This is a genomic window from Paenibacillus macerans (assembly GCF_050565405.1).
Classification (GTDB): Bacteria; Bacillota; Bacilli; order Paenibacillales; family Paenibacillaceae; genus Fontibacillus; species Fontibacillus macerans_B.
The window spans coordinates 1-19704 of sequence record NZ_JBNYYG010000046.1; the positions used below are offsets into that span (position 1 = coordinate 1).

The 19704-nt window shown below is 52.4% G+C and carries 16 protein-coding genes and 1 tRNA gene; 15 read left to right on the forward strand and 2 right to left on the reverse strand.

What is annotated here, in order from left to right; all coding sequences use genetic code 11:
• The first annotated feature begins 172 nt into the window (after positions 1 to 172).
• Positions 173 to 1558 carry a helix-turn-helix domain-containing protein gene (locus tag ACQ4N8_RS21065; RefSeq protein WP_430706316.1) on the forward strand — a complete coding sequence of 462 codons (1386 nt, stop codon included), beginning with the start codon at positions 173 to 175 and terminating at the stop codon, positions 1556 to 1558.
• A gap of 281 nt (positions 1559 to 1839) precedes the next feature.
• Here ACQ4N8_RS21065 and ACQ4N8_RS21070 read toward each other — a convergent pair whose 3' ends face one another.
• Positions 1840 to 2430, reverse strand: coding sequence for a hypothetical protein (locus ACQ4N8_RS21070; protein WP_430706317.1), 591 nt, complete (start codon positions 2428 to 2430; stop codon positions 1840 to 1842).
• A 216-nt stretch (positions 2431 to 2646) separates the two neighbouring features.
• On the opposite strand from ACQ4N8_RS21070, the gene ACQ4N8_RS21075 reads away from it, so the two are divergent.
• The 10 genes from ACQ4N8_RS21075 (at position 2647) to ACQ4N8_RS21120 (ending at position 14463) form a co-directional block, all read left to right on the forward strand.
• Positions 2647 to 4311, forward strand: coding sequence for a response regulator (locus tag ACQ4N8_RS21075; RefSeq protein ID WP_430706318.1), 1665 nt, complete (start codon positions 2647 to 2649; stop codon positions 4309 to 4311).
• Positions 4308 to 6098, forward strand: coding sequence for a sensor histidine kinase (locus ACQ4N8_RS21080; protein WP_430706319.1), 1791 nt, complete (start codon positions 4308 to 4310; stop codon positions 6096 to 6098). Before ACQ4N8_RS21075 ends, ACQ4N8_RS21080 begins: the two co-directional genes overlap by 4 nt.
• Complete coding sequence (locus tag ACQ4N8_RS21085; RefSeq protein WP_430706320.1) at positions 6095 to 7078, forward strand: substrate-binding domain-containing protein; 984 nt, start codon at positions 6095 to 6097, stop codon at positions 7076 to 7078. The genes ACQ4N8_RS21080 and ACQ4N8_RS21085 overlap by 4 nt, the downstream gene beginning before the upstream one ends.
• Positions 7079 to 7180: 102 nt before the next feature.
• Entirely contained in the window at positions 7181 to 8005 is an 825-nt protein-coding gene (locus ACQ4N8_RS21090; protein WP_430706321.1) for an MBL fold metallo-hydrolase, read from the forward strand.
• A 240-nt stretch (positions 8006 to 8245) separates the two neighbouring features.
• Positions 8246 to 9280 carry a galactose ABC transporter substrate-binding protein gene (locus ACQ4N8_RS21095; RefSeq protein WP_430706322.1) on the forward strand — a complete coding sequence of 345 codons (1035 nt, stop codon included), beginning with the start codon at positions 8246 to 8248 and terminating at the stop codon, positions 9278 to 9280.
• A 167-nt stretch (positions 9281 to 9447) separates the two neighbouring features.
• Positions 9448 to 10953, forward strand: a complete 1506-nt coding sequence (locus ACQ4N8_RS21100) for a sugar ABC transporter ATP-binding protein (RefSeq protein ID WP_430706323.1) — start codon at positions 9448 to 9450, stop codon at positions 10951 to 10953.
• A gap of 24 nt (positions 10954 to 10977) precedes the next feature.
• Positions 10978 to 11988 (forward strand): galactose/methyl galactoside ABC transporter permease MglC, encoded by a 1011-nt coding sequence (gene mglC / locus ACQ4N8_RS21105; protein WP_430706324.1) that lies wholly within the window; start codon positions 10978 to 10980, stop codon positions 11986 to 11988.
• Between the two features lie 135 nt (positions 11989 to 12123).
• Entirely contained in the window at positions 12124 to 12654 is a 531-nt protein-coding gene (locus ACQ4N8_RS21110) for a CAP domain-containing protein (protein WP_430706325.1), read from the forward strand.
• Between the two features lie 595 nt (positions 12655 to 13249).
• Positions 13250 to 13921, forward strand: coding sequence for a PspA/IM30 family protein (locus tag ACQ4N8_RS21115; protein ID WP_430706326.1), 672 nt, complete (start codon positions 13250 to 13252; stop codon positions 13919 to 13921).
• A 35-nt stretch (positions 13922 to 13956) separates the two neighbouring features.
• Positions 13957 to 14463 carry a DUF4178 domain-containing protein gene (locus tag ACQ4N8_RS21120; RefSeq protein ID WP_430706327.1) on the forward strand — a complete coding sequence of 169 codons (507 nt, stop codon included), beginning with the start codon at positions 13957 to 13959 and terminating at the stop codon, positions 14461 to 14463.
• A gap of 131 nt (positions 14464 to 14594) precedes the next feature.
• Here ACQ4N8_RS21120 and ACQ4N8_RS21125 read toward each other — a convergent pair.
• Positions 14595 to 14667: transfer RNA gene (locus ACQ4N8_RS21125), tRNA-Lys, on the reverse strand.
• Between the two features lie 166 nt (positions 14668 to 14833).
• Here ACQ4N8_RS21125 and ACQ4N8_RS21130 point away from each other — a divergent pair.
• The 4 genes from ACQ4N8_RS21130 (at position 14834) to parE (ending at position 19696) form a co-directional block, all read left to right on the forward strand.
• Positions 14834 to 15640 (forward strand): GDSL-type esterase/lipase family protein, encoded by an 807-nt coding sequence (locus ACQ4N8_RS21130; RefSeq protein ID WP_430706328.1) that lies wholly within the window; start codon positions 14834 to 14836, stop codon positions 15638 to 15640.
• Between the two features lie 40 nt (positions 15641 to 15680).
• Positions 15681 to 16667, forward strand: a complete 987-nt coding sequence (locus ACQ4N8_RS21135; protein WP_430706329.1) for an ABC transporter ATP-binding protein — start codon at positions 15681 to 15683, stop codon at positions 16665 to 16667.
• On the forward strand, positions 16660 to 17649 hold the full coding sequence (locus ACQ4N8_RS21140; protein ID WP_430706351.1) for an ABC transporter permease: 990 nt from the start codon (positions 16660 to 16662) through the stop codon (positions 17647 to 17649). The genes ACQ4N8_RS21135 and ACQ4N8_RS21140 overlap by 8 nt, the downstream gene beginning before the upstream one ends.
• 61 nt (positions 17650 to 17710) lie before the next feature.
• Positions 17711 to 19696 (forward strand): DNA topoisomerase IV subunit B, encoded by a 1986-nt coding sequence (parE, locus tag ACQ4N8_RS21145; protein ID WP_430706330.1) that lies wholly within the window; start codon positions 17711 to 17713, stop codon positions 19694 to 19696.
• Positions 19697 to 19704 lie beyond the last annotated feature (8 nt).

Consider the following 19704-nt stretch of genomic DNA (forward strand, 5'->3'; position numbering starts at 1 on the left):
TCCGCTCCTATTCACGTATTACAGAGCAGTATTGACTACTTTCCTTTGATTCAGACTTTAAGCCACTAAGTATAGCGACGAAGCTAGAAAATTAACCGTTGATCAAAAAAGTTATATTATTTATTTGTGGCATAATTTTTCATAAGGATTGAATCTAAACGAGGTGGTTTAAATGAATGAGCCAACCACGATTCTCGCAGAAATTAATGAATACATGAAAAGGAGGGAGCTTACTCTAACTCAATTGGCAAAGGAAGCGGAAATTAATCCGGGAACACTAAGTTCCATCCTGAAAGGCAACCGTATTCTAACCGTCGAGCAATTGGACCGAATCACAGAGTTGATGGGGGGGCCAAAGGGGCATTATTATGAGGCTTATCTTCAAGAGCATCTTCAGGAGATAAATCCCGACTGGCGTAGAGTGTATCCGTTGCTAAACAGTTGTGCCGAGTTAAATAAATTGGATTGTTTTCGTAAAGGCATCGATTTACTCCTGGATAATTTATTTTATGCTCCTCTGTTGTTCGATTTGGCGGAAGAGTTGTTTAGAAAAGGGAAATATGAAGCTGCGGAGATCCTATACGAAAATGTGGCGTTAAGCGAACGAAGGCAGCATTCCGAGCGGTTGGCTTTATGCCAATATCGGTTATTTACGATAAGACTTGGAAGCAACCAATTTCAAAATGTAGTTCTAGCTTATCAGTTCGAACCGTTCGTGGAGCGTCTAAACGAAATTGATCAGCTGGATGCGCTGAAGGATTTAGCGAACATCCACCGTGCGCTTCATAATTGGGACAAAGTTGAAGAATTGACCGGCATGTTGAGAAGCAAAGGGGAAATACAGTATCATTTGGCACATCGATCCAATAATAAGAAGAACGACTCTCCTAGCCCGGGAAGACCGTTGTTTTTTTATTGCGCTTATGCCGATCTACTCCACGCTAGCGCAAGTGAAGCTAAAAAAGATTATTTAGTAGCTCTACAGTATACGTATAACTACGCGAATTTGGATTGGGTAATAGAAACAGATGACGATACTCAACAGTGGGTTCAATTATTTAAAGGATGGGCGCAGGCCAATACATACGCATACACAATATTATCCGGGGATGCAGGCATCCTTCCAAAATATATAGAGTATATTAACGCGAATCAAGATGAGATTTTACCCGCATTGTTTAATATCATTGAAGCAGCTAACCGTTATGATTTTGATGTGGATGACATCCTTCAACGGTTTGATACGCACATTTCCGATTATATTGAGCAACAACATACCATAGGTTTTTATACAAACCAGTTGATTGCCAATGCATTTACTGAAATTTTGCATGAAATAGCTTGTTATTATTTTGGCCGCTACCAGTTTGCGCTAGGATTTAAGTATGCATTACATTGTTTGGATTTTTCCTTTAACCTAAATAAGAGCGGCTGTATACTAAAGTCGAAAGCAGGGTTATTTGAACATCATAGGGATAAGGCATCTTCTGAGATGAAATCAGCTTTTCAAAATTTGATGGATGAAAAAGGTAAAGCCGTTACTATGATTGGCGTCTAGCTTATTAATAACCAGCGCGTTTTTCGGTAGTGTCCAGAATTTACTTCACCTTCTGGGCTTCACGCATGGAGGCGGATGAACGCATCGTATTTTTAGCTTATTGTAAATAGATTTGCAAAGGGATTTCAATAGCCGTGGATAACAAGGCTACGAAATCCCTTTTATATGCTTCTTGGCGTTATATAAAATCTTACAGCGAATCTGCGAAACGGTGAACTCTCTTTGCGCAAGGAAGTGATTCCAGAGATATCATTGGCTTCGTATGGCCCTGCCCGCTGCCTTTAGTTCGCAGCATAAAGGCGGCTTTGCTCGTAAGAGGTCGCCGTCCGGCGCGAGTAGCAGTAAAGCTCGCGGTACGTTTCCAACCGCCCGCGGAATACGAGCTGGAGCATGGAGCAGGCGGAGAAGTCGGAAGGCTTCGTTAATCCTGCGGATTTATCCAGCAGCTTGACGCCGGCTTCTTGAAAGACGGCGCTGACGAATTGCGAGCAGAAATAGGAGTTTTCCCCGCCAAGCTCCGTATTCAGGATAATGCCTAAAAGGCCTAAAAAGTTATAATTGTAGAGTTCGCCGTTTTCCTCGAATTTTCTCACGTAGTTTCGCATCTGCATGTAGGTTTCTTTGCTGACCTTGCAGCAGTAAACCGCGCAGGTTGCTTTTTCGAAAACCCCGCAATGGATGTCTTCCTTCACAAAACCGCCGAAAATCGGGATGAACGGGTGCTTGCGTCCAAAGCTATAAACCTCGCGCAGCTCGGGATCAAAGGCGATGGAAGCATGGTTAAAAGGGGCTCTGGTGTATAATCCGATCATTTTGGCTACTAACGTTTTTGGATTGCTTAACAGGATATAGATGTTCATCTCTTTTTTCATTTTTTCGACCACCATTATTTGTTGATGATAGTTTCTTTTGATATTACCATGGTACTTGGTTTCGGGGAATACAAAAACGGACCGCAGGCGGAAATTTAACTGGACTAAGGTCTTGGATGCAACTCTACCGACTGCCCAGGCGACGTGATTTACTTTTCGCAAGCAATACGTTAAAATCGGGGGGGAATCCAGGGTAAAGAAGAGGATGGTCCAACGATGTATAAGTTAATTTTGGCCGATGACGAAGAAGACGTTAGGGAAGGGCTGTTGCGCCTGATCGACTGGGATAGTCTCGGCTATGAGGTTATGGAGACGGCGGAGAACGGCAAGGAAGCTTCCGAGCTGGTGGAGAAGCATGTGCCGGACGTTGTCGTGACGGATATCCAGATGCCGTTCATGAACGGCTTGCAGCTCGCCGAGTGGATTCGCGAGAAATACCCGGCCACCAAAATCATTATCCTAACGGGATACGAGGAATTCGAGTATGCGCAAAAAGCGATTCGCCTAGGGATTGACGAGTATGTATTGAAACCGTTTTCCGCCGGAGAGCTGGCGGATATTTTGCGTAAAGTGAAAGCGCAAATCGACGCCGAAATGGCCGAGAAGGAAAACGTGCAGCTTCTTACCGAGCACTACCGCAAAAATTTGCCGATCCTGCAAAGCCTGTTTTTGTCTTCGCTCGTTTCAAGGCGGCTGCGGGAGGGCGAAATCTGCGAGAAATGCCAGCATTACGATCTGGATTTGCGCGGCGACAGCTACATGGTCTCCGTCATTCGCATCGATTCCGCGGGGATTCGCCGGGACCGCGACGCTGGAGGAAATGGCGAGCCGGGGATTGGGTCCCTTTCCTTAAAAGATACCAACGATAAGCAGCTCCAGCTGTTTGCCGTGCTCAACATTGCCGATGAAATCGTGCAGCGCCATCCGGGAGACCGGGCGTTCATCCATCATGACGAGGTGGTGCTGCTTAGCATCGGGCCATCCGGCGGAGGAGAAGAGGGTTCGGAACGAACGCTGCATTTATTGGAAGAGATCCGATTCAGCGTGGAGCGTTTCCTGAAGCTGACGGTTACGATCGGCGCGGGTCCGGTCGTCTCTCAATTGAGCGAAGTCGTCGGATCGTACGATGAAGCGATCAAGGCCCTGGATTACCGGGTCATCCTCGGCGGCAATAAGGTGATTTGGATCGAAGACGTGGAGACCCGCCAATTCGTGCCGCTTACGATCGACGAACTGAAGGAGAAGGAATTGATCCGCTGCTTGAAGGTCGGCAGCGATCAGGAGCTGGAGAATCTGATGGAGGAGCTGTTTGCCGCTTTGGCCGAGAGCAAGGTGTCCTATCAGGATTTTCAGGTGTATTTGCTGGAAATTTTGACCTCCGTCATCAAAGTGGCGAAGGACATTCACGTTGATCTGGACAAGCTGTTCGGCGAAGGCAGCGGGTTTCTCGGGCAGTTCGCCAAGTTTGCCCATGCCGACGAGGCGAAGGCCTGGTTCATGGACATTTGCATGAAGCTGAAATACTTCATCGCTTCCGACCGCCAATCCAGCTACAATAAGCTGGTGGATGAGGCCAAGGAGTACATCGCCGCCCATTACCGAGACAATGATATATCCATCACGAAGGTATGCCAGCAACTGCATATCAGTGCCGGATATTTCAGCAATATTTTCAAAAAAGAAACGAAAACGACCTTTGTGAACTATTTGATGGGCGTGCGGATGGAAGCGGCCCAGGATTTGCTGACGACCACGGACCTGAAGGCATTTGAAATCGCCGAGCGGGTGGGCTTTGCCGATCCGAACTATTTCAGCTTCTGCTTCCGCAAGAAATTCGGCATTTCGCCCAAAGAGTACCGCGGCGGAGCGAGAAGCTCATGACATTTTGGCAGTCGGTCAAACAGTTCCTGAAGGGATTCCATATTCGCAATATTCAGGTACTTATTTCGGTCTCTTTCATTGCGGTTACCGTGCTTGCGGTCGTGCTGGTCAGCACGATGCTGTATAATCGCTTCTCCCGGGCGGCCGAGGAGAACGCTTATTTGAGCCTGGAGCAAATCGTCGAACAGGTCAACTCCAATCTGGAGCTTTATGTCAGCGGAATGCAGGACGTATTCGATCTCGTAGAGCAAAAAATCGATGCGGTTCCCGACCTTGCCGCCAACCGGCCGTTGGGTGAGCAACTGGACACGGTGTTGAGTACCCGCGAAGACCTGGTCTCGATGGCGTTGTTCACCGAAGAAGGGAAGCTGGTGCGGGGCGTGCCGTCGATTCCGATGCGGCAAAATACGCGGCTTCAGGAGCAGCTCTGGTTCGAGTCGGCCATGGAGAACCCGGACACGCTGCAATTTACGCCGCCGCATATCCAGAACCTGTTCAAATGGCAATACCGCTGGGTCGTTTCGATGAGCAAGACGGTGCACTACAGCGATCAAGGGAAGCGAAAACAGGGCGTGCTGGTCATCGACATCAACTTCCGCACGATCGACGAGCTCAGCCAACGCGTGAGCCTGGGCAAAAAAGGCTATGTGTACATCATCGACGCGGTGGGAAACATCGTTTACCATCCCCAGCAGCAATTGATTTATGCCGGACTGAAATACGAAAATCTGGAGCCGGTGCTGAATTATGCGTACGGGCGTTATTTTGACGAGTCGGACGGGGAGCAGCGCATCATCACGATTCAGACGGTTAAGCCAGCCGGTTGGAAAATCGTCGGGGTCGCTTATGCGGACGAGTTCTTGACGACGAAACAGGAGCTTGGCGATTTCCTTTCGTGGTTTTTGCCCGTCGTGATCGTCATTATCCTGGCTATCAGCATCTATGTGTCCGCCCGCATTTCCCAGCCAATCCGCAAGCTCGAGCGCTCCGTCAAGATGGTGGAACGCGGCGACTTCGGGACGAACGTATTCGTCAGCGGCGCGTATGAAGTGGAGCAGCTGTCCAAGCGGTTCAACCTGATGCTGCGGCGGATCCGCGAGCTGATGGATCAGATTATCCAGGAGCAGGAGGCCAAGCGCAAAAGCGAGCTGAACGTACTGCAGTCGCAAATCAATCCGCATTTCCTCTATAATACGCTCAATTCGGTGACGCGCCTTGCGGAGCTGGGGCGGAACGAAGAAGTCGTGACGACGATCACGTCGCTGTCGCGCTTTTTCCGGATCAGCCTGAGCAAGGGCAACCACATCATCTCCGTTCAGGAGGAACTGGAGCATGTTCGGCATTATCTGATCATTCAGACGATCCGGTTCAAAAATAAGTTCCGCTACGACATCCAGGCCGATGAAGAGGTGCTTGGCTGCCTGACATTAAAGCTGATCCTGCAGCCGCTGGTGGAAAACGCGATTCATCACGGGATCGAAAAATCCGCGGAGGAAGGTTATATTCGCGTCGAAGCCCGTCTTGAGGGGGAGCGTTTAGTATTCCGGATTCGGGACAACGGCATCGGCATGCCACCGGAAACGGTGGAGAAGCTGCTGCTCGGCACGGTGCGCAGCGAAAGCGGCTCCGGCGTTGGCGTCCGCAATGTGCAGGAACGGATCTCCCTGTACTACGGCCAGGGTTACGGGCTGCATTTTGACAGCGAACCGGAGGAAGGAACGACGGTGACGATTACGATGCCGGCCGTGCTGCCGGAGAGTGCACAGAAAGGCGGGATGGGACCGTGAGAAGACCGCGGATAAACGTCAAGTTCCCGCTGCTGCCCCTGCTGCTGGGAGTACTGTTGTCCGCCTGCGGCCAATCGGGCGACATGCAAACCAACGATCACCAAGTCAAGGTGGTGGATATGATCGTGAAGATGGACCGGGGCGACTATTGGGAGACGACTAAATTGGGCGCGGAGGTGGCGGCCAAAGAATATAACGTCAAGCTGAATTTTTTGGCACCCGACAATGAAAACGACGTGGCGGGCCAAATCCAGCTTATGGAAGAGTCGATTGAACGCAGACCGGATGCGATCGTCCTGGCGGCCAGCGATTATGAGGGGCTGGGACAAGTAACCGACCGGACCTCGTATTACGAAATTCCCGTCATTTCCATGGATTCGGAGGTGGCTTCGACCAAAGTGAAGACTTTCGTCGGAACCAACAACTACGAAGCCGGCCAAAAGGCGGCGGAGCGGTTGGTTGAGCTGACCGGCCCGGAAAGCGAAATCGGGATCGTCAATTTCGTGCAGGGCGCCCGCAATGCCGATCAGCGGGAGGAGGGATTCCTGGACTATATCGCCCGTTTTCCCGATGTTCATGTCGTCGATATCCAATATTGCGGCTCGGATGAACAGTTGGCCTACAGCTTGACGGTCGATATGCTAAAGCGGTTTCCGGGCCTTGACGGGATCGTCTCCTTAAGCGCGGAATCTTCGATCGGCGCCGGCCGGGCCGTGGATGAGCTGGGCTACGGCGGCAAGGTCAAGATGATCGCCTTCGACAATCCCCCGGAAATGCTGGAGCTGCTGCAGGAAGACAAGGTGCAGGCGATGGTCGTGCAAAACCCGTTCAATAACGGGTACATGGCGGTGGTGGCCGCGGTGCAGGCCGCGCGCGGCGAGAAGTTGGAGGATCGGATTCCAACGGACACGAAGCTGATCGATTTAAACAATATGTTATGGCCGGAAAACCAGAAGCTGCTGTTCCCGTTCGTGAAATAATTTATCTTGCGGAAAGTGAGCGGTAAATTGCCGCCCCCGGGGTATATTACAAGTATCTTTAAGGCATGGATGCTGTGTGATCTAACTTTAGGGGGGATGGGAATGAAAGAACGCAGTTTGCTCAATACGGGACTGGTGGATACGGTCCGGGTTGCGGACGACGTATGGTGCGTTCGCACGCTGATCGTCAATGCAGTTTTTGTAGGCGATTCCTTCAAGGGAGACTGGGTGCTGGTCGATACCGGGCTTGCCCCCTTTGCTGAGGCGCTAATCAAGGAAGCCGACTCCATATTCGGCCGGCCGCCGGCCTGTGTCGTCTTGACGCATGGCCACTTTGATCATGTGGGGAACGTATCCAAGCTTACGGAGCTGTGGGACGTGCCCGTATATGCCCACGCTTCCGAAATGCCTTACCTTACCGGACAAAGAGATTATCCGGAGGGAGATCCTAGCGTCGGCGGCGGGTTGATGGCGGAGGTAGCCCCGGCTTACCCGCACCGGGCGATCGATCTGCATGATCGGGTCCGTCCGTTGCCGGAGGGTGGCTTGGTCCCGGGTCTGCCCGAATGGCGCTGGATCTTTACGCCGGGGCATAGCCCGGGGCACATCTCGCTATTTCGCGAGCGTGACCGGCTTCTGCTTGCCGGCGATGCTGTTATCACCGTCAAGCAGGAGTCGGCTTTGGCCGTAGTGGCCCAAACCAAAGAGGTGCATGGGCCCCCGATGTATTTTACGCCCGATTGGGTGAAGGCGGGGGAATCGGTCAGAGCATTGGCTGCACTGGAACCGGAGGCAGCGGTGACTGGCCATGGCCAACCTCTGTTCGGCGAGGAGCTGCGGAGCGGCCTGCGCCGGCTGGCCGAACGCTTCGAAGAGCTGGCCGTTCCGGAGCAGGGCAAATACGTTCCGCAAGGCCTGCGTTCCTAGCTTGTGCCAAATGTTGCATATCACAGCAAGTCACTTCGGACTGCTCCGGAGGACTTGCTGTTTTGCTGTGCACGGAAGGTCGAAGAATTGAAAACATTAAAATCTCAAATGTACATCATCAGTATTTTGATAGAAACATCTTAGGATTTTAGATTCGCAACTAGTCGAAAAGGATACATAATGAAAACGTATCCAAGAGGATAACTCATAGAAATACATTTTGTTCAGGAGGTCAAACAAATGAAAAAGATTACGACGGTCATGTTGGCTGCGGCCATGCTGGGAGCAACGATGGTGGGCTGCTCCAATGGCGGAAATAAAGAAAGCGGCGCCGAGGGAGGCTCTACGCCTAGCGTTGGCGTAGCGATTTACAAATTCGACGACACGTTCATGACGGGCGTACGGAACTCGATTGAGAAAAACGCGGAGGGCATCGCGAAAGTAGATATCGTCGACAGCCAGAACTCGCAACCTACGCAAAACGATAAAATCGACTTGTTCTTGACCAAGAAAACCAACGCGTTGATCGTGAACCCGGTTGACCGCACAGCGGCCGGCGTCATTATCGACAAAGCGAAAGCGAAAGATACGGGCGTCGTGTTCTTGAACCGCGAACCGCTGCCGGAAGACATGAAGAAATGGGATAAAGTTTATTATGTAGGCGCGAAAGCCGAAGAATCCGGCACACTCTCCGGACAAATCGTGGTGGATTACTGGAAAGCACATCCCGAAGCTGACAGAAACGGCGACGGCGTACTGCAATACGTTATGCTGAAAGGCGAACCTGGACACCAAGACGCCGAGCTGCGTACGCAATATTCGATCCAAGCGATTGAAGATGCCGGCATCAAGGTTGAAAAAGTAGCGGAAGATACCGCGATGTGGGACCGCGTAAAAGGACAAGAGAAAATGGCCGCTTTCCTGGCCGCTAACGGCGATAAAATCGAAGCCGTTCTTGCAAACAATGATGACATGGCGCTTGGAGCTATCGAAGCTTTGAAAGCCGCCGGTTACTTCACAGGCGATAAATACATGCCGGTTGTTGGCGTAGACGCTACGGCTCCTGCTCTGCAAGCTTTGGAACAAGGCACGATGCTCGGAACCGTTCTGAACGACGCCGAAAACCAAGGCAAAGCGGCAGTAACGCTGGCTTCCTTGCTGGCTAAAGGCGAAGCGGTAAGCAAAGACAACGTTGGTTTCGACATCACCGACAACCAATACGTATGGATTCCTTACCAAAAAGTAACGAAGGAAAACGCTGCGGATTTTAAATAAGACCACGGCAGGCAGGTAAGCAGCAGGACTTCTCATATTCGAAAGGACAAATGGGAGGTTCGATGCCGAAGGGTACGAACCTCCCGGTTTTATAATTGGAAGGAATTACCGGAGGAAACCATGCTGTGCCTCTCTAAAGCGAAAGAAATGATCAGGGGGCGAAAACAATGTCTGAATTTATGCTCGAGATGAAAGGCATCTCCAAGGAATTTCCCGGCGTCAAAGCGCTGGATGGCGTTACGTTGCAAGTCAGACCCGGTACCGTGCATGCGCTGATGGGCGAAAACGGGGCGGGGAAATCAACGCTGATGAAATGTCTGTTCGGCATTTATAAGCCGGACGGCGGCGAAATTTATCTGAATGGTCAAAAAGCGGAAATCAACAATTCCAGCGATGCGCTAAAGCTCGGGGTTTCGATGATTCACCAGGAGCTGCATCCGGTGCCTTTCCGCAATGTCATGGAAAATATATGGCTCGGTCGTTTCCCGCGCATCGGATGGGGTCCTTTCCAATTCATCGACCACAAGAAGATGTACAAGGATACGGAAGAGCTGTTTAAACAGTTAGATATCGATTTGAAACCGGAAACGATCGTCGGGAAGCTGTCCGTTTCGAAGATCCAGTCGATCGAAATCGCCAAAGCGGTTTCGTTCAACTCGCAAATCATCGTCATGGACGAACCCACCTCTTCCTTGACCAGCGTCGAGGTCGAGCATTTGTTCCGCATCATAAACGACTTGAAGAAACGCGGCGTGTCGATCATTTATATCTCGCACAAAATGGAGGAAATCCTGCGGATTTCCGACGATGTGACGATCATGCGCGACGGCAAAAAAATCGGCACCTGGCCGGCGTCGGAAATGACCACCGACCTGATTATATCCAAAATGGTCGGGCGCGATTTGACGCAGCGGTTTCCGGACCGCCACAACGTGCCGAACGGCGTCATAATGAAGGTAGAGCAATTGACGTCCAGCAATCCGAAATCGTTCAAGGACGTTTCCTTCGAGCTGCGCAAAGGGGAAATTCTCGGCGTAGGCGGTCTAGTCGGGGCGCAGCGGACCGAATTGATCGAGGCGCTGTTCGGGATCCGCGATATCCAATCGGGAAGCATTTCGATTAATGGGAAGAAGGTCAATATCCGCAGTGCCGGAGACGCGAAAAAGTTCGGACTTGCCCTGTTGACGGAGGAACGCCGTACAACCGGTATTTTCCCGGTATTGTCCGTGCATGAAAATGCGGCGATCGCAAACATGGAGCGTTATGTATCGCCGATTGGTTTGCTGAATGAACGCAAGAAGAAAACCGAGGTCAACCAAATGGTCGAAAAGCTGCGGACCAAAACTCCGTCGCCGAAGACGCTGATCATGAACCTTTCGGGCGGGAACCAGCAGAAGGTTCTCCTGGCCCGTTGGCTGCTGACCGAACCGGATATTTTGCTGCTGGACGAACCGACGCGGGGGATCGACGTCGGGGCGAAATACGAAATTTACTCCATTATTGCGGATTTGGCACAGCAAGGCAAAAGCATCATCATGATTTCATCCGAGATGCCTGAACTGCTTGGGATGTCCGACCGTGTCATGGTAATGTCCGAAGGCCGTCTTACAGGGATTGTGGATGGAGACAAGGCTACGGAAGAAGAAGTTATGCGTTTGGCTGCCCAGCATTAAAGGCTAGAGAAGGAGGAGAAAATCATGAATACAAAAAAATTACAAAGCTTCGTAACCGAAAATGCCATTTATATCGTTTTGGCAGTGCTCGTGATCGGCATTGCCGTTTATGATCCCAACTTTATCGGGTTGAATACACTGCGCGACATTTTGATCCAATCGTCCACCCGGGTGATCATCGCCCTCGGGGTCGCTTTTATTCTGATCACGGGCGGTACCGACTTGTCCGCCGGCCGGATGGTCGGTCTGACGGCGGTCATTTCCGCTTCGATGCTGCAGGTTGAAGATTATCCGCGGCGATTCTTCCCGGATTTGCCGCAGCTTCCGGTGGTCGTTCCGATTCTGATCGCGATCGTCGTCGGTTTGATTTTCGGATTGATCAACGGCGTGATCGTCTCCAAGTTTAAGGTTCCGCCATTCATCGCGACGTTGGGTACGATGGTCGCGATTTACGGGATCAACTCACTGTATTTTGATACCGAGCCTAACCAATCCCAGCCGATCGGTGGTTTGCGTGACGACTTTACGACGCTGGGTTCGGGAAGCTTGTTCGGAACCGGGGATTTCTCCATACCTTACATCGTCATCATCGCCATCGTGGTCTGCTTTATCGTTTGGGTGATGTTCAACAAAACGCGGCTCGGCAAAAATATGTACGCCATCGGCGGCAACGAGCAAGCGGCCAAAGTATCCGGGATCAACGTATCCAAATACCTGATCCTGATCTATTCGATCGCAGGTGCCCTTTACGGTTTGGCGGGCGTGCTTGAAGCAGCCAGAACCGGCGGCGCAACGAATAACTACGGCAACATGTACGAGCTTGACGCCATCGCGGCGTGCGTCGTCGGCGGCGTTTCGACGACCGGCGGCATCGGTACCGTACCGGGCGTTATGGCCGGCGTACTGATCTTTACGGTTATCAACTATGGCCTGACCTTCGTAGGCGTAGGGCCTTACTGGCAGCAAATTATCAAAGGCGCCATTATCGTCGCTGCCGTAGCGTTCGACATGCGCAAATACGCAAGCAAAAAGTAAACGCACGGGTTTCCGGAGAGGGCAGCGAAAACGCTGTCCTCTTTCCATTTTTTAGTCAAGCGCCTACTCGGAAAATATGTTAAAATGTGACAAGAAACGAGTGTCTTGAAATCAGCTGAGGAGGAGCTATTCATCATGAAGAAATGGAGAAACAAAATTGTATCGGCGGGGTTGTTCATCACGGTGCTTTTCGCGTCTTTGACGGCGGCCCAGGGTGACGCCATCGGCGCGGGAAAGGCTCAGGCGGCAGCGGCCGACAAGAGCAAGGCGCTGGCGGTGGTCTATGCGAGAATTCAGACGCAAAACGCGGCCAATGTGGTTGCGCTCGTCAACAAGGAGCGGAACGCAGCCGGGTTGAAGCCGCTGATGGTGCATACCAATTTGTCGAAAATGGCCAAGACGAAAGCGGTCGACATGTTCACTAACCGTTATTTTAGCCATACTTCGCCGAAATTCGGTTCTCCTTTCGATATGATGGATTCGTCCAATATCACGTACCTCTATGCCGGGGAAAATATCGGCAAAGGCCAGCGTTCCGCGGAGCAAGTGGTCAAGGAATGGATGGACAGCCCCGGACATAAAGCGAATATCCTCAATCCGAAATACAAACTGATTGGCGTAGGCTATTACAACGGCTATTGGGTGCAGGAGTTTATCGGGAAGTGAGGAGCCCGGCAAATCTGCGAAACGCGATTCGCCGGGCTGCTTGTGTCTTTTAGCCGAATCAACGGAAGCGAATAACGACCTCGGGCCGCTGTTGTCCGCTGCTTGTCTGAATGATTAGACGGAAGGATGACAAGCTGCTCCCAAAGGCGGACGTAAACTCCCTCCGGTTCGTTACTCGCTTTCCTGCAGCAAGGAAAGGCTGGAAGCTGGACGCTCGCTCCTTAGCCGCGAGCAGAGAATAGAAGCAGCCCGGCAAATCTGTGGAACATGATTTGCCAGGCTGCTTTGTTATTCTAGCTGCTGAAGCCGGAAGCATAAGTGTTAGAGAAGTTGAACAGAGCAAAAAAAGGCCAGAGGGTGAAATGATTCTGAAGAAACGACAGTGTTCGCCTTTGTGAGAGGATTTCTACTGCTTCTGAATTAAGTTCTATCAAAGAAATCCACGAACAACAGCGATCGAAAGAACATTTCACACGGCGGCCCGCTATTGCTCTACACCACTGTTCAACTTAAGCCATACAATTTTTGAAACCTCCTGCACTCTATAGCGTAAACATAAGCATAATCTGAATTTTCAATCGGGAGGAAAAAAACAATGTCTATTTTTAAAAGATTGCGCGATTTGACGATGTCCAATATTAACGCTTTGATCGACAAAGCGGAGGATCCAATTAAATTGACGGACCAGTATATCCGGGACATGCAGGAAGACCTGGAAGACGCCGAAAAAGCGGTAGCCGCCCAAATTGCTATCGAGAAACGTTTTAAAGGCCTTTACGAAGAGCAAGAGGCGCTCGTCGAGAAACGCACCCAACAAGCTCATACGGCTGCCCAAGCCCAAAACGTCGAATTGGCCCGCCGCGCCCTGGAAGAGAAGAAAGCGGCCGAAGCCAAAATGGCGGAGTACAAAGCCAGCTACGATCAGAACAAAACGTCTGCGGACAATCTGCGCGCCAAGCTCGAGGAGATGCGCAAGCAGCTGACGGAAATGAAAAACAAGCGCGAAACGCTCGTAGCCCGCTACAATGCTGCCAAAGCGCAAAACGAAATCAACAAGGCGATGACCGGCTTCGGATCCGATACGGCAGCGAGCGGCCTGAAACGGATGGAAGAAAAAATGCTGCAAATGGAAGCGCAAGCCGAAGCCAGCAACGAAATGACCTCGAAGGGCAAGTCCTTGGACGACGAATTCGAAAACCTGAACAAGGATGCCGCGGTAGAAGCGGAGTTGGCCGAATTGATGAAGCAATACGAAGATAAAAAATGAGCGATTTCGATCTCAAAAGCGAGGCTTGACCTAACATGAGCGTATGGAAAAGAATCGGCAACCTGTTTGCCAAACCGGAACCGCCGTTGGCGGAAAAAAGCATGCTTGCGCTTGCGCCGGGAGACATCTGCGAGGTGTCGCTCGTCTCCTACGAGGTGACCGGACGGGTAAACAACCGCGGCCGCAACGCGGTCGTGTTGACCTTGCAGGACGGCAGCCGGATCAGCTACCTGCTGATCGAGGAACGGGAGACGCTGCAGTACCAGCAATACACGCCGATCGACGGGCGGCTTGACGATCCCAGCGAAGTGCCCGCCCAAATGGAGCTCGACGGCACCCATTATTTCCTGGAGGAAGAGTATGGCGGTTACGTGGCCGTAGTAGGAAGGACTCCTTTTATGCAGGGCGGGGAGCAGCATGTGTGGCAGTACCAGTCGGATGACGGGAAGTTGCTGCGCATCGAGTGGCAGAACGGACGGTTTATGCTGTATGAAGGCGTCAAGGTCATACCGGCGGATGTGAAGGTGATCCGCGCCAGCTAGGCACGGCATTGCGTCGATAAGGAATAAGGCGAAAGCGCGAGAAGCGAGGTCGTTTCGGCCTCAACGCTCGCGCTTTTTCTGCCGCAAATAAAACACCCCCCAGCTGCCATAGCAGTGGAGGATGTAGTTGATGGGTTATGCAGGGGTCGAACCTGCGACCTGCCGATTAAGAGTCGGCTGCTCTACCAGCTAAGCTAATAACCCATGATATTATTTTTTTGGAACAGAAAATATTATAACTCTGATACTTTCAAAAAGCTAGTCCTTTTGTGAAGAAAATTTGCATCTCAGAACGAGAAGTTTTATGTTATTTACATAAGTTGGAGACTTTATATAAGGGGACTATGACGGAACAGGGGGAAGGATAGCGATGAATTCGACGTCCCGGATATGGAGGTTGGCGGGGATTTTGTCCTCGTTGGCCACATTGCTGCTGCTGATCGGCTTCGGTTATGCCGTCGTTGATATAACTAATCCATCGGTTACGGCCGGAAAACTAATGGTTCCTTCATCTCCGGCGGGCCAACCCGTCAAGGCGGGAGCCTGGGACGTCACCGCCATCGGCGATTCCCTGGCCAAAGGTACCGGGGACGATAGCGGCAGCGGCTTTGCAAGAAGGACCGTGGATCTGCTCGGCAAGCAAGGCTCGGCTTCCAAGCTGGTCAATAACCTTGGCATCAACGGACTGACGACAGAGAGGCTGCTGCCGCTTCTGGGCGACCCGGGCGTAAAATATGCGCTTCAGCAAGCCGGCATTATCGTATTGTCCATCGGGGGCAACGATTTGTTCGACGGAACGGAAGAATTGACTGCAGGGGAGCACGTGCCTTCCCAAGCGGAAATCGAAGCGGCGATCACCGCAAGCGCGGCTGATTTCCAACAGATCGTCACTCAACTTAAGAAAATCAACCCGCAAGCGCTGCTGGTTTACGTCAGCTTGTACAATCCGTTCAGCGACCTGGAAGGCATGCGGGAAATCGGCAACGATGCGGTTGCGCGGTGGAACGCGATGGCGATGAAGGCCATGGGAGAATACGAGGGTACGCTGGTCGTTCCGACGTTCGATCTCTTTACGCAGAACTACGCCCGTTATTTGTCAGGGGATCATTTCCACCCTAACGGGGAAGGCTACCAGGCCATCGCCGAACGCATCGTGCAGGGCATAGCGCGCCAATAATTGCGCTTTATCGAAGAAACCATAAGGGGTGGAACGGACCATGGCAATTCAGGAGTCGGCTGCGGCGGTTGGGCGGGAAACGGTCCTGTCGGTACAGGGCCTCAAGAAGAGAATCGGACGGAAATGGATCGTGCATGAAGTGAGCTTCGAGGTGAACGCCGGGGAAATTTTCGGCTTTCTTGGGCCTAACGGAGCCGGGAAAACCACGACGATCCGCATGTTGGTCGATCTGATCCGCCCGACGGCCGGCAAGGTGGCGATTTGCGGATACGACGTACGACGGGAGCCGGAGAAGGCGCTGCGTTACGTCGGTTCCATCGTCGAGAATCCGGAGGTCTATACCTACTTGACCGGTTGGGAGAACCTAGAGCATTTTGCCCGCATGATTCCGGGAGTAGACGCAGGACGGATCGCTGAGGTTGTCAGAACGGTCGGTTTGGAGGGCCGGATCGGCGACAAGGTGAAAACCTATTCGCTTGGGATGCGCCAGCGGCTGGGAATCGCGCAAGCTCTCTTGGGGCGTCCGAAGCTGTTGATCCTGGATGAACCGACGAACGGGCTGGATCCGAAGGGCATCAAAGAAATGCGCGGCTTTATCCGCCGTCTGGCCGAAGAGGGCATGGCCGTTTTCGTCTCGAGCCATTTGCTGAGCGAAATCCAGCTGCTATGCGACCGGGTGGCGATTATCGGGCGCGGGCGCGTGCTGGCGGTGGGCAAGGTCGACGAGCTGATCAAGGACAGCTCCAATTATGTCGTCTGGGAGCTGGAGCCTCGGGAGCGGGGGGAAAGGCTGCTCCGTTCAGCCTTCGGGGTTAGCATCGTGAAGGAAGCGGAGAACGTGCTGGACGATACGATCATGGCGGGCATCGGAGGCCATGCCGTCGTCACGCAGATGCCGCCTGATCTGATCGACGGGTTGATTCCGCAACTGGTCAAGGAGGGGGTTCGGGTTGGCGCCGTGCAGAAGGTAAATCCGACGCTGGAACAGCTGTTTTTGGAGATGACGGAAGGTGAGAGCATTGAATAACATTCTTCCTTTAGTAAAAAATGAAACGATCAAGATGATCAAGAAGAAGCGGTTTTATGTCATCCTGCTCGTCCTGCTCGTTCTAGTTCCGATGTTCGCCTACGCACAGCTGCGGCAAGCCGAGGATAAACGGGAGAAGTTCGGCACCGACTGGCGCCGTGAAGTGCAGCAAGCGATCACGGATAACCAAAACTCGCTGGGCAGCGATCGGGTGCCGGAGGAGTGGAAGAAATACCGCCAAATTTATATTCAGCAAATGAAATATTATTTGGAGCATGACGTAAACCCGAAGGAACCGGGCGGCGTTTCCTTTACCCGGGAATTTCTGGACAACGCGGCTACGCTGTTCATTCCGCTGCTGATCATGGGCGTGGGTTCGGATATCGTCTCCTCGGAGCGGACGAGCGGGACGGTGAAGATGCTGTTGACCCGGCCGGTGCGACGATGGAAGATCCTGCTCAGCAAGCTGATCACCTTGCTGATGTTCGTCTCGCTGATCATCGTGTCGACCTGTTTGATCTGTTACCTGATCTCGGGGTTGTTTTTCGGATACAGCGGACTGAATCTGCCGGTATTTACGGGCTTTCAGCTCCACGGGTCCGAAGTGGACGTGTCGGGGGTACACGCGGTTCCGCAGTGGCAGTACATTTTCATGCAGGCCGGGTTAATCTGGTTCGTCAGCGCCGTCGTGGCTTGCCTGGCGTTTATGGTGTCCGTCTTGGTACGGAGTACGTCCGCGAGCATCGTCATCATGATGGCCGCGCTGATCGCCGGCAATATCCTGACCAATATGGCCGCCTCATGGACGAGCGCCAAATATTTGTTTATGGTCAATCTCGGCTTGACGAATTATTTGGCGGGTACGCCGGCGCCCATCGAGGGGATGACGCTTGGATTTTCACTCCTTGTACTCGCCGTGTGGGGGGCTTGTTCCCTCGTTGTTTCATTCCTTGTCTTTACGAAACAGGATATATTGAATTAAAATGGACGAAGGCAACAAAACATCTGTTCGACTACATAAAGAAATTAAAGGGGGAGCATGAATGGCCGAACAAATCGATTTGTTCGAGGACGTCCCCGGCACGAGTTCGGGAAATTCGTCTTCGGGATACGACGCGGACGACATTCAAGTGCTCGAAGGGCTTGTCGCGGTACGCAAACGGCCAGGTATGTACATCGGCAGTACGAGCTCGTCGGGACTTCATCATTTGGTATGGGAGATCGTAGATAACGCCGTCGACGAGCATCTGGCAAAGTTTTGCTCCAAAATCGACATTACGCTAAACAAGGACGGTTCGGTGACCGTCATCGACAACGGCCGGGGGATTCCGACCGGCATGCACAAAACCGGCGTTCCGACGCCGCAGGTCGTTTATACGATTCTGCACGCCGGAGGTAAATTCGGCGGTGCGGGCTACAAGAAATCCGGCGGCTTGCACGGCGTTGGCGCCTCGGTCACGAACGCGTTGTCCGAATGGCTGGAGGTGCACATTTACCGGGACGGAAAAATTCACCGGATGCGTTTTGAATATTGGGTCGACGATCAAGGCGTCGAACATGTCGGCGAACCGGTTACCGGACTGGAGATCATCGGCAACACGAACAAAACAGGCACCAAGGTGACGTTTAAGCCGGATATTCGCGTGTTTACGGCCGGCATCGGACTGAACTACGATACGCTCGCGGAACGTTTGCAGGAGATCGCTTTTCTGAATTCGGGCCTGAAGGTGACCTTGAAGGATGAGCGGTCCGACCGTTCCGACGAGTTTTTTTACGAGGGCGGGGCCAGCCAGTTCGTGCAGTTCCTGAACGACGGCAAAGACGTGCTGCATGACGTCGTGCATTTCTATGCCGAACGGGACGATATCGAAGTAGAGGTAGCGCTCCAGTATAACGCGGGGTATACCGAAACGCTCGCATCGTTCGTCAACTCGATCCCGACTCGGGGCGGGGGAACGCATGAAACCGGATTCAAAACGGCATATACCCGGGTCATGAACGAATACGCCCGCAAAAATAACCTGATCAAAGAGAAGGATAAAAATCTCGAGGGCAACGATTTGCGCGAAGGCATGATGGCCGTGATCAGCGTGAAGATGTCCGAGGTCGAGTTCGTCGGGCAGACGAAAGACCAGCTTGGCAGCGCGTCGGCGCGCAGCACCGTGGATGCGGTGGTCAGCGAGAAGATGGCGATCTTCCTTGAAGAGAACCCGCAAGTCGCGCAAACGCTGCTTAAGAAGGCGGTACAAGCCTCCAAGGCGCGCGAAGCGGCCCGTAAAGCCCGCGATGAAATGCGTACGGGCAAGAAGCGGAGCGAAAGCTCGAACCTTGGCGGCAAGCTGACGCCGGCGCAATCCAAGGATTTTACGCGTACCGAACTGTTTATCGTCGAAGGCGATTCCGCCGGCGGATCGGCCAAGCAGGGGCGCGATTCGAAAATTCAGGCGATCCTTCCGCTGAAGGGCAAGCCGATGAATCCGGAGAAGGCGAAGCTCGCCGACATTTTGAAAAACGACGAATATCGGGCGATCATCTCGGCGATCGGCGCAGGCATCGGTCCGGAATTTGCCGTGGAAGACAGCAATTTTTCCAAAATCATCATCATGACCGACGCCGATACGGACGGCGCGCATATCCAGGTGCTGCTGCTGACGTTCTTTTACCGTTATATGAAGCCATTGATCGACGCGGGCCGGGTGTATATCGCCCAGCCGCCTTTGTACAAAATTACGCGCCGCTCCGGCAAGCTGGAAACGATCCGATATGCCTGGAGCGACGAGCAGCTGCAAAACTACCTGAAGGAATTCGGCAAAAATTTCGAGCTGCAGCGTTATAAAGGATTGGGGGAAATGAATCCCGAGCAGCTGTGGGAAACGACGATGAATCCGGAAACGCGGACCATGCTGCAGGTGCAGATCGAAGACGCCGCCAAAGCGGAGCGCCGCGTATCTACGCTGATGGGGGACAAGGTCGATCCGCGGAAGCGCTGGATCGTGGAAAACGTGGATTTCACGGAGTTTGAGGAATAGAAGGTGAA

Bases quoted from the DNA above. Each gene is read 5' to 3' on its own strand.
- ACQ4N8_RS21120 (WP_430706327.1), top strand. From the start codon at position 13,957: ATGAGCGTATGGAAAAGAATCGGCAACCTGTTTGCCAAACCGGAACCG.
- ACQ4N8_RS21135 (WP_430706329.1), top strand. From the start codon at position 15,681: ATGGCAATTCAGGAGTCGGCTGCGGCGGTTGGGCGGGAAACGGTCCTG.
- ACQ4N8_RS21100 (WP_430706323.1), top strand. From the start codon at position 9,448: ATGTCTGAATTTATGCTCGAGATGAAAGGCATCTCCAAGGAATTTCCC.
- ACQ4N8_RS21090 (WP_430706321.1), top strand. From the start codon at position 7,181: ATGAAAGAACGCAGTTTGCTCAATACGGGACTGGTGGATACGGTCCGG.
- ACQ4N8_RS21095 (WP_430706322.1), top strand. From the start codon at position 8,246: ATGAAAAAGATTACGACGGTCATGTTGGCTGCGGCCATGCTGGGAGCA.
- ACQ4N8_RS21065 (WP_430706316.1), top strand. From the start codon at position 173: ATGAATGAGCCAACCACGATTCTCGCAGAAATTAATGAATACATGAAA.
- ACQ4N8_RS21110 (WP_430706325.1), top strand. From the start codon at position 12,124: ATGAAGAAATGGAGAAACAAAATTGTATCGGCGGGGTTGTTCATCACG.
- ACQ4N8_RS21075 (WP_430706318.1), top strand. From the start codon at position 2,647: ATGTATAAGTTAATTTTGGCCGATGACGAAGAAGACGTTAGGGAAGGG.
- ACQ4N8_RS21080 (WP_430706319.1), top strand. From the start codon at position 4,308: ATGACATTTTGGCAGTCGGTCAAACAGTTCCTGAAGGGATTCCATATT.
- ACQ4N8_RS21115 (WP_430706326.1), top strand. From the start codon at position 13,250: ATGTCTATTTTTAAAAGATTGCGCGATTTGACGATGTCCAATATTAAC.
- parE (WP_430706330.1), top strand. From the start codon at position 17,711: ATGGCCGAACAAATCGATTTGTTCGAGGACGTCCCCGGCACGAGTTCG.
- ACQ4N8_RS21130 (WP_430706328.1), top strand. From the start codon at position 14,834: ATGAATTCGACGTCCCGGATATGGAGGTTGGCGGGGATTTTGTCCTCG.
- ACQ4N8_RS21070 (WP_430706317.1), bottom strand. From the start codon at position 2,430: ATGAAAAAAGAGATGAACATCTATATCCTGTTAAGCAATCCAAAAACG.
- mglC (WP_430706324.1), top strand. From the start codon at position 10,978: ATGAATACAAAAAAATTACAAAGCTTCGTAACCGAAAATGCCATTTAT.